The sequence below is a fragment of the Blastomonas sp. genome, from assembly GCF_041747255.1.
GTDB lineage: Bacteria > Pseudomonadota > Alphaproteobacteria > Sphingomonadales > Sphingomonadaceae > Blastomonas.
The window spans coordinates 1-8,558 of record NZ_JBGTFM010000015.1 but is presented as its reverse complement, the minus strand read 5'-3'; the positions used below and the strand labels follow the sequence as shown (position 1 = coordinate 8,558).

Sequence of the window (8,558 nt, the reverse complement as noted above, 5' to 3'; positions counted from 1 at the left end):
CGCCGTGCCCGATGCACCCAGAGCAAGGCCTGTCGCGAGCGCAAAGGCAGAGCATGCCTTGGCCAAATTGATGCGACGTGCGAGCGAAATGCGGTCGTAAGCCATTAGCGGGCTCCCCAGGGCAGTAACAAGGTGGTGAAGGTGAACAGGATGCGCGGGTCGGGTGTATCGACGAGCAGGCCAGCCCGCTCGGTGGGCACTGCAACGGTCAGGTCAAGGCGGAACCGGTCATTAAGCCGCGCGCGCACCCCGCCGCCGACTGACAACAGCCGCTGCGGGTCGCCCGGACGGCCATCGTCCCAGGTCCAGGCTGCATCCATGAAAATAAAGGGCTGGAACGAAAAGTCGGTGCCTTTTACCGGAGACAGCGGCGGTCCGCGCAGCTCAACTTGGTAGCCCACGCCATCATCGCCGACAATAATGCCGGGATCATAACCGCGGCCGATGGTGAAGTTGCCGCCCGAAAATTCCTCAAAGCTGAGCACCGGATCAAACGCCAGCTGGCCGCGCCCGCGCACATATACCGAGAGCTTGTCGCCCAGCGATGCCTCTGCGGCCAGTTCGCCGCGCAGCACCGTTGCCTCAGGGTCCCCATCGCCGCGCGTGGTCGGCGTGCGCACCAGTGCGCAGACGAAATTGCACGGTTCGCTGGCACCCAGGATGTCGAGCCCCCTGCGCAGCTCGACCTGTCCGCCCATCCGCCAGCGCGGTTTCGCGCCATTGGCCATATCGATTCCGTCCGCTGCGAGCTGGACATAGGCGACACGGATGCGGTCACGCGCCAGCGGCCCGATGAAATCGATGTCCTGATCGACATAATCGAGCCCGACCGTGCCATAGAGCGACGCCGACTGGCGCCGCACGATGGGATAGCGCGCATCAAACGACACCAGCAGGGTCTTTGCGTCGATCTGCGCCGGGCCGGCGACGCCAATGTCGGGCTTGGTCCAGGCATAGGTCACCCGCCCACCAAGCATCAGCCCTTCGGATCCGACGCGGAACTCATGGCCCGCCTGAACGATCTGCTGCTCGTCAAAGTCGAGGGTGGAATAAGCCGAAACATAGGTGCGATCCCCCATGCCGGTGAGCCCATAAAATTGCGCGCGCAGCTGCGCCCCATAAGGTCCGGCATCGCGCGACGCCATGTTCTGGACGTTCAGGTCCAGCTCAAACGGGGTGCGCCGCACCGTCACATCGCCAATCAGTTCGCCGGGCGCGGTGCCCGCAGGCACGAGCGTCAGGCGGATGTCATAGCCCGGCAGATCACGCGCCAGCAGCAGATAGCGTTCGGCCATCTTCTGGTTGAACACGCTACCGGTGGTCAGGCGTTCAAGATATTTGGCAACCAGCTGCTCGCCGCGCCCGGCATCGCCGCGCACCCGGATCGCGGTCAGCTTTGCATAAAGCACCTCAAACTGCACCACGCCGTTGTCGATGCGCTGGGTCGGCACCTGGACCGCCGCAATATAACCGTCACCGCGCAGCTTTGTCGCCACCGCGTCGCGGATTTCGCACAGAACCGATACTGGCTGATCAATGCCGATATAGGGTTCATAAAACGGACGCAGCTCAGCCGGCGCGACAGGCCCGAGATTGTTGAAGCGCGCCTCGGTCAGCGTCAACCGCACATTGGCATAGGCGGGGTCAGCCAGCGGGCATGGCGAGCGTTCGATGTCGCCTTCCACCGTCAGACGCACCGGCCTGTCAGTGCGTGGCTGCACCGGCCGTTCAATTTCTTCGCGGGTTGGCGCGCCGGGCACATTGACCTGCTGCGCCTGTGCCGATGGCGCCAGCATTGCCGTGGCCAAACTCGCCAGGCCAGCACAGAATAACGGATATTTCGCCCTACGCGTAACCAATGATGCCCCCTGTCAGAACCATGTCTGATTCAGATGACAAGCCGGAGCCGGTCACCCGCCTTCCAATTGATGCGGCCGAAGTCGTTGCGACTCTCAGCCCGGAGCGACCGTGGCGCAGGGTGTAGAACAGCGTTAATGATGGGGCAAGCAACAAAAAAACAAATCGCTCAAAAATTGCCAAATATAACATGTGTTTGGATCACCCGCCGACGCGGAAAGTTGACGTGGATCAACGCAAAATTCACCGCATTTTGGCCAATTACCATCAATGCGAAGTGATTTTGGGCGGTCACAGATTCCTGTGACACCCTTTGCGACAAATCTTTCGAGTCGGCAGGTGTTCCCACTTGGGACGAAATCGCTTAAGGGCGCGCTGGCCATGACCCTGATACCCCAGCCCAAACCCTGGATTGACGCGATCCACGCCTATGTCCCCGGACAATCGGCGGGCGATGACGGCCAGCCGCTGACCAAACTGTCCGCCAATGAAAATCCGCTGGGCAGCAGCCCCGCGGCGCTGGCGGCACGCGCGGCGGTGGCCACCGGCACCGCTGCGGTTTATCCTGACCCTGATTCCGTCGCACTGCGCACCGCAATCGGCGCGCTGCACGGCATCGATCCGGCGCGCATCGTGTGCGGCACCGGATCGGGAGAACTGCTGACCATCGCCGCCAGCGCCTTTGCCGGACCGGGCGATGAGGTGCTTTATGTCCGCTACGGCTTTTCGCTCTACGAGATCGCGGCCAGGCGCTGCGGCGCGCGCCCGATCGTTGCGGCAGACAGCAACTATGCGACCGATGTCAATGCCCTGCTCGCCAGCGTCACACGGCAGACTCGCGTGATATATCTCGCCAACCCCAACAACCCCACCGGCACGCTCACCAGCCGCGCGGAACTTGCCCGGCTGCACGCGTGTCTGCCCGGCAATGTGCTGCTGGTGATCGATCAGGCCTATGCCGAATATGTCGCGGACGGCGACGCCGACGGCGCGCTCGATCTGGCACGATCAGAGGCCAATGTGCTGGTCACGCGCACCTTTGCCAAGGCTTACGGGCTCGCCGGCGACCGCGTTGGCTGGGGCTATGGCTCAGACCATGTCATTGGCCTGCTCAACCGGCTGCGCGGGCCGTTCAACATCAGCCTGACCGCGCAGGCCGCCGCGCTGGCGGCGCTGGGCGATCAGGATTTCGTCACCCAGTCGCGCGCCCACAACGCGCATTGGCGCAGCTGGTTTTCAGATGAGCTCAGCCGCCTGAGCAACCATGGCGTCACCGTGGTGCCGAGCCATGCAAATTTCGTACTGGTACTGTTTGAAGGCGCCGTCACCGCCGCACAGGCATTCCAGGCATTGATCGATGCAGGCTATATCGTGCGCTGGCCCAAGGGACAGGGGCTTGGCCATGCGCTGCGCATCACCATCGGCGCGGAGGCGGACATGCGCGCCATTGCCGCTGCGCTGCACGATCTGGTGACGGCATGAGCGCACCGTTTGCAACTGTCGCCATCGTCGGCCTCGGCCTGATCGGATCATCGATCGCGCGCGCCATGCGCCAGAGCCTGGCTGACACGACGATCCTGGGTTATGATCGCAACCCAGAGGTCTGCGCGCGGGCGCGGGCGCTGGGCCTGTGCGATGCGTATCATGACGCGTTCGGGCCGGAGCTGGCAGATGCGCAGCTGGTCATCCTGTGCGTGCCGGTGGGCGCGATGGCCGACGCCGCCGCCGCCATGGCGCCGCATCTGCATTCCAATGCCATCATCAGCGATGTCGGATCGTGCAAGGCGAGCGTGCTGGCCGCGCTGCGCAGCGCGCTGCCACACGCCACCATCGTGCCTGCGCATCCGGTGGCGGGGACGGAGAACAGCGGGCCTGAGGCGGGCTTTGCCACATTGTTCAAAGGCCGCTGGTGCATCCTGACGCCCGAGGCGAGCGGGGACGCTGCCGCTGCGGAAAGGGTCGCCGCCTTTTGGCAGGCGCTGGGGGCCGAGGTCGAGACCATGGATGCGGCGCATCATGATCTGGTTCTCGCGGTCACCAGCCATCTGCCGCACCTCATTGCCTATACCATCGTTGGCACCGCGAGCGATCTTGAAGGCGTGACCCAGAGCGAGGTCATCAAATATTCCGCCGGGGGCTTTCGCGATTTCACTCGCATCGCTGCATCAGACCCGGTGATGTGGCGCGATGTGTTCCTGCACAACAAGGACGCGGTGCTTGAGATGCTGCAGCGATTTTCAGAAGACCTGTCGGCGCTGCAGCGTGCCATCCGCTGGGACAAGGGCGATGAGCTGGAAGCGCTGTTCACCCGCACCCGAACCATCCGCCGTTCGATCATCGAACAGGGGCAGGATGACGCCCGGCCAGATTTTGGCCGCGACCACGACTAATTGCGCTCGTCGTCCGCACTATCACCCGCAATCGCCAGCCCGTGCTCCAGCGCGACTCGTTCATCGAACACAAAGCAGCTGCCCTGGAACTGCGACTGGTCAGGCGGCACCTCTTCAAGATATTTGAGGATGCCGCCCTTGAGGTGATAGACCGCATCGAAGCCTTGTGCGCGGGCATAGGCGGTCGCCTTTTCGCAGCGGATGCCGCCGGTGCAGAACATCGCGATTTTCGTGCCCGCCCTGCGCCATTGCTCTGCCTGATCATCGAACCATTGCGGAAATTCGCGAAAGCTGGTGGTGCCCGGATCGATTGCCCCGGCAAAACTGCCGTGTTCGATTTCAAAGCCATTGCGCGTGTCGATCACCACGGTGTCGGGGTCGGCGATCAACCGGTTCCAGTCGTACGGCGAGACATAAGCGCCCTGGCCGTGGATCGGGTCGATATCGGGCACGCCCATCGTCACGATCTCGCGTTTGATCCTGACCTTCAACCGCTGGAACGGCGGGCTGAGCGCGTGCGAATATTTGACCTCAAGGTTACCGCAGCCGGGCAGCGCGCGGATATGATCGATCACCGTCATCACGCCATCATGCCGCCCGGCAATCGTGCCGTTGATCCCCTCGCCCGCCAAAAGCAACGTACCGCACAGGCCCTGCGCAGCGCACAGCGCCAGCAAAGGGCCACGAAGCGCAGGCGGATCGTTAAAGCGCGTGAAGCAATACAGCGCAGCGACTGTGATGGCCGGTTCATGGGGCTGGGACATTACGCGCCTCTTACGCCAACATGGGGGGGCACGCCAATCCTGCGCTTGCACAGCGCCACAAGTTGACGCATAGCAGCTGCATGGTTCCCCTTTCGTTCGCTGGACAGAGCTTTGTGATCGTCGACCGGCTGGCGCTGTACTGGCCGGCCCGGCAGGCGCTGATCGTCGCTGACCTGCACTTTGAGAAGGCGAGCTGGTATGCAGCGCGCGGCCAGATGCTGCCGCCCTACGACAGCGCCGCCACGCTCGACCGGCTTGAGCATGCGATCTGGGCCTCTGGCGCGACCAGCCTGTGGTGCCTTGGTGACAATTTCCACGATGATGGCGGGGCGGCCCGGCTCGACCCCGCTGTGCGCACCCGGCTGACCACGCTGGCCAGCCAGGTGGCGCTGCACTGGATCACCGGCAACCATGACGAGGGCATGACCGAGGGGTTTGGCGGCACGATCCTGCCCGAGGCGCGGGTCGACGGACTGGCGCTGCGCCACCGCTGCGAATCGGGCGATTCCGGGGCCGACGGGCCTGCGCTTTCAGGCCACTTTCATCCGCGTCTTCGCATACGATTACACGGCCGAGGGGTCCGTCGTTCATGTTTCGTTCGTTCTTCGAGCCAGCTTATCCTGCCCGCCTTTGGCGCTTTGACCGGGGGCATGGATGCTGACGACGAAGCAATCCTTGCCGTTGTGGGTCGAGATGCGCAGGCAATTGTCGCTACGGAAAGCAAGGCGCTTGTCTTTGACCTTGCGAAAACCACCGCCGCCACCGGTTGATCCAAGCGAATCGAAGTGTTGCGTTTTTGAGACAACGCCCGATCAACTTTGCCGCAAAGCCCCGCAAACGCTGGAATACTATCAAAATAGAGTATAACAATCGCGGCAAGAACATAACCAAATTTGCCACAGGAGAGAGTCATGCCCATGCGCTTTGGCCACACCAGCCGTGTATCCCTTATGCTTTCAGCAGGCCTTGTCGCCTTCGCCAGCCCGGCGCTGGCCCAGGAGGCCGAAGACGAAGGTTTTAATGACACCAACACCATCGTTGTCGTCGCTCAGGGTCGCGAACAGCTGCTCTCCGACGTGCCGGTCGCGGTGTCGGCCGTCAATGCCGAGACGCTGCAGAACACCGGTGCCAACGACATCCGCCAGCTCAACCAGGTGGTCCCCTCGCTGCTCGTGTCATCGACCGGCAACGAAGCCAATGGTTCGGCGCGTATCCGCGGCATCGGCACCGTGGGTGACAACCCTGGTCTCGAAAGCTCGGTCGCGGTGTTCATCGATGGCGTCTATCGTTCGCGTTCGGGCATCGGCCTCAACGAACTGGGCGAGATTGAACGGGTGGAAGTGCTGCGCGGGCCGCAGGGCACGCTGTTTGGTCGCAACGCATCTGCAGGTCTGATCTCGGTCTATTCCAAAAAGCCTGAATTTGATTTCGGCGGCTTTGCCGAGGCGACTTACGGCAATTTCGACAACATCCGTATCGCAGGCGGCCTGACCGGCCCGATCAGCAGCACGCTGGCAGCGCGCGTCGATGGCGTATTTGAAAAGCGCGATGGTTTTCTGCGCGACGTGATCAACAATGTCGATCTCAACAACCGCGACCGGTATTTCGTCAAGGGCCAGCTGCTGTGGGAGCCGACCGATGCGGTATCGTTCCGCCTGATCGCAGACTATACCAACCGTGACGAGCGGTGCTGCGGCGCAGTCAACCTAGACCGGGCATTCAATCCGCTGATCGGCGATCTCAACAACCTCGCTGTGCCGCTGAGCACCGGCGCGCTGCCCCCCGCCAACGGCAACAACATCATCAACGTGCTGCGCGATCTCGGCCAGCCGCTGGCTGCGTTCAGCAATCCGTTCAGCCGCAACGCCTTTGTGACCCCCGGTCGCAACTATAATGGCTCCACCACCGACGGCGGCATCTCGCTTGAGGTGAACTGGGATCTGGGCGGCGCGAGCTTCACCTCGATCACCGGCTATCGCGAATACAAGAACAGCCAGGCTGGCGACATCGACTATAGCGCGGTCGACATCCTCTATCGCGCCGACAATGAAGACCAGCAGTTCCGCCAGTTCAAGACCTTCAGCCAGGAACTGCGGCTGCAGGGCGAGGCATTTGATGGCAAGCTCGACTGGCTGATCGGCGGTTATTTTGCCGATGAAGATCTGACGGTGCGCGACAACCTGCGCTTCGGCAACCAATATGGCCGTTTTGCCACCTGCCGTATTATCTCAGGCGGAGGCCTGGCTGGCCTGTATTCGCCCAACTCGCCGGGTTGCGTGGCTGCACGTCCGGCCGCGTTCGGGGCGGCATCGCCGATCATTTTCGGCGCGCTGGATCGTCTTGACGGGATCCGTGATCGTGGCACGATCAGCGACCGTTATTTCCAGAACAGCCGCAACTTCGCAGTGTTCACCCACAATATCGTCCACATCACCGACAGCCTCGACCTGACTTTGGGTCTGCGGTACACCAACGAGCGCAAGCGCTTCGAGGCGCAGTTCAGCAATGACAACGCAGCTTGCGGCCTCAACCAGGCGGCACTTGGCGGCTTCCTCACCAATCCGGCGCTGGCGGCGGTTTCGGGCGGCATTATCGGCCTGTCATGCCAGGGCAACTCGACCGCTGAACTCAACGGCGTTTCGATCAATGACCGCCGCAAGGAAAACGAGTTCACCGGCACCGTCGTCCTCTCGTGGAAGCCGACCGATGACCTGCTGCTCTATGGCAGCGCCTCGCGCGGCTACAAGGCTGGCGGCTTCAACCTTGACCGTTCAGCGCTCAAGTCACCCATCCCGACCTTTGCATCGGTGGGCGGTGCGCAGGCTTTGGTCCGCAACCTGCAGTTCGATGCAGAAATCGTCGATGCCTTCGAAATCGGCGCGAAATATAATCGTGGCCCGCTGACGATCAATCTGGCGCTGTTCCGTCAGCAGTTCGACAACTTCCAGCTCAACACGTTCAATGGCACCGTATTCCTGGTGCAGACCGTGCTGGGCTGCAAGACCGATCTAAACGGCGGTGACCGCGACCTTAGCCCGGCAACCGGCGCGTGCGCGCCCGGCGATACCACTTATGGCGTGCTCGCGCAGGGTGTCGAACTGGAAGCATCGATTCGCCCTTCGCAGTTCTTTGTGGTCAATGGCGGCATCACCTATGCCAGAACCAAGTTCGCCAACAATCTGGTGGGCAACAGCACCGGCGCCCCGCTCGATCCGGCGCTGCGCAAGCTGCCCGGTGACAACCTGTCGAACGCGCCCGAACTGACCCTCACCGGGTCAGCCGCATGGACGCCTGATATTGGTGATAGTGGCCTGTCCGGGCTGGTCTATGTCGATACGCGTCTGACCGAGGGCTTCAACACCGGCTCTGACCTGTTCCCGCAAAAGGAGCAGCCCAGCTTTGTCCTGTTCAATGCCCGCGTCGGTATCCGCGGACCCGATCAGAAATGGGCAGTTGAGCTTTGGGCACAAAACCTGTTCGACGTCGATTTCACGCAGGTTGCCTTCAACACGCCGTTCCAGGCCGGCACGACATCCGCGCCGTTTGT

General features: G+C 62.4%; 6 protein-coding genes. 4 read left to right on the top strand and 2 right to left on the bottom strand.

Annotation, left to right across the window (positions count from 1 at the left end; genetic code table 11):
- Nucleotides 1-104: 104 nt before the first annotated feature.
- Complete coding sequence (locus ACEW8G_RS00615; protein ID WP_373486516.1) at nucleotides 105-1,796, bottom strand: ShlB/FhaC/HecB family hemolysin secretion/activation protein; 1,692 nt, start codon at nucleotides 1,794-1,796, stop codon at nucleotides 105-107.
- A 442-nt stretch (nucleotides 1,797-2,238) separates the two neighbouring features.
- On the opposite strand from ACEW8G_RS00615, the gene ACEW8G_RS00610 reads away from it, so the two are divergent.
- Both ACEW8G_RS00610 and ACEW8G_RS00605 read left to right on the top strand, forming a co-directional pair.
- Entirely contained in the window at nucleotides 2,239-3,339 is a 1,101-nt protein-coding gene (locus ACEW8G_RS00610) for a histidinol-phosphate transaminase (protein WP_373486515.1), read from the top strand.
- Nucleotides 3,336-4,247 carry a prephenate/arogenate dehydrogenase family protein gene (locus tag ACEW8G_RS00605; protein ID WP_373486514.1) on the top strand — a complete coding sequence of 304 codons (912 nt, stop codon included), beginning with the start codon at nucleotides 3,336-3,338 and terminating at the stop codon, nucleotides 4,245-4,247. The genes ACEW8G_RS00610 and ACEW8G_RS00605 overlap by 4 nt, the downstream gene beginning before the upstream one ends.
- Here the strand turns inward: ACEW8G_RS00605 and ACEW8G_RS00600 are convergent.
- Nucleotides 4,244-5,011, bottom strand: coding sequence for a rhodanese-related sulfurtransferase (locus tag ACEW8G_RS00600; protein WP_373486513.1), 768 nt, complete (start codon nucleotides 5,009-5,011; stop codon nucleotides 4,244-4,246). The two genes, ACEW8G_RS00605 and ACEW8G_RS00600, sit on opposite strands and share 4 nt — an antisense overlap.
- 80 nt (nucleotides 5,012-5,091) lie before the next feature.
- Between ACEW8G_RS00600 and pdeM the strand changes: the two genes are divergently transcribed.
- Nucleotides 5,092-5,781: a ligase-associated DNA damage response endonuclease PdeM gene (pdeM, locus tag ACEW8G_RS00595; RefSeq protein WP_373486512.1), complete on the top strand. Its 690-nt coding sequence runs from the start codon at nucleotides 5,092-5,094 to the stop codon at nucleotides 5,779-5,781.
- Nucleotides 5,782-5,922: 141 nt separating this feature from the next.
- Nucleotides 5,923-8,558: TonB-dependent receptor (locus ACEW8G_RS00590; protein ID WP_373486511.1), on the top strand; the 2,636-nt coding region annotated here is incomplete at its 3' end.